Annotated in this window: 1 protein-coding gene; it reads right to left on the bottom strand. The window is 57.3% G+C overall.

The genetic code is table 11. The annotated features are described in order from the left end of the window. Positions 1-124 precede the first annotated feature (124 nt). Positions 125-1,060, bottom strand: a complete 936-nt coding sequence (locus PH562_RS30640) for an IS5 family transposase (RefSeq protein WP_285177643.1) — start codon at positions 1,058-1,060, stop codon at positions 125-127. Between the last annotated feature and the right edge of the window lie 78 nt (positions 1,061-1,138).

Raw genomic sequence — 1,138 nt, 5'->3', positions numbered from 1 at the left:
GAGACCTGTGCGCGGGTAGGCTTTCTGCTTGAATTTGCTGTATTTCCTCGGATGGGAAGCGTATCGCAGGCGTCGGCATACGCGGCTTGGAACACGATCGCTGGCAGGGCGTGCTGTTTGTCGTCTATCCGGCTGCGGTAATGATCTTCAAACTGCGTTTCATATTATAAGCGATGGCGGTCAGGCGAATTTGAACACCTGCCTTTGCAAGCCCTCGCCATCGCATTCGTCGTAGACCATAGCTTCGTTTCCAGGTGCCGAAGATCTTTTCGATGCGGCCACGAATGCGGTGGATTGGTTGGTTCCAGGCCTCAAGGCGCGCCCGTGTTTCGGCTTCGTCGCGTCCCCACATGCCGGTGGCGACAATCTTGGGCGTGCCGCCCTTGGCCAGCACTGCCTTCCCAAAATGGTCGCCGCGATAAGCGCTGTCGGCATAGACATCGCCCGGATTATCTGGCAGCGCATCAGGACCAGCCTTGCCGTCGTTGATGTTGGCGGGCGTCACGGCGATCTCCTCGACAAGAGTGGTATCGGCATCCGCACCGACATGGGCCTTGAAGCCATGAACCGCCGGGCGGCCCTTGTGTTTGACCCAATGGCCCTCGTCATCATCCTCACTGGCCGACGCGATGATCGTCGCATCGACCAGCGTGCCGGTCTTCACCTGGATCGCCTTGGCCTTGAGCTGATCGGTGATCTTGTTAAACAAGGTCTTGTCCAGGCCATGGCCGATAAGGGCCTTTCGAAACCGCACGAATGCTGTCCGCTCCGGTGTCAGCTCCGATCGAGAGAACCCGCAGAACCGCCGGAAAGAGGCTCGATCATCCAGTGCTTCGGCAAGCTTCACGTCCGAAAGGTCATACCAGATCGACAAAAGCACCGCCTTGAATAGAGCCAATGGCGGCCAGGCGGGCTCTCCTCTGGCCGCGCACGATATAATGCTGAGCGCTTCTTCGATCGGAGCCCAATCGATCAGCCGGCTGAGATCATCCAGAGACGATGACGAACCCCGATCAACAGCAAATCCGAACGCTTCCTGTCCTATCCGGCGACGGCTCATTACAAACCTCTATCTCTCGATAAAGGCATTGAATCATCAATGTTTCCATACGTCTACAAATATCCGCGCACAGGTCTC

This window comes from Rhizobium centroccidentale (assembly GCF_030182565.1).
Lineage (GTDB): Bacteria > Pseudomonadota > Alphaproteobacteria > Rhizobiales > Rhizobiaceae > Rhizobium.
Note: the sequence above shows the minus strand (reverse complement) of the source record. Positions and strands in the feature narration are given on the sequence as shown.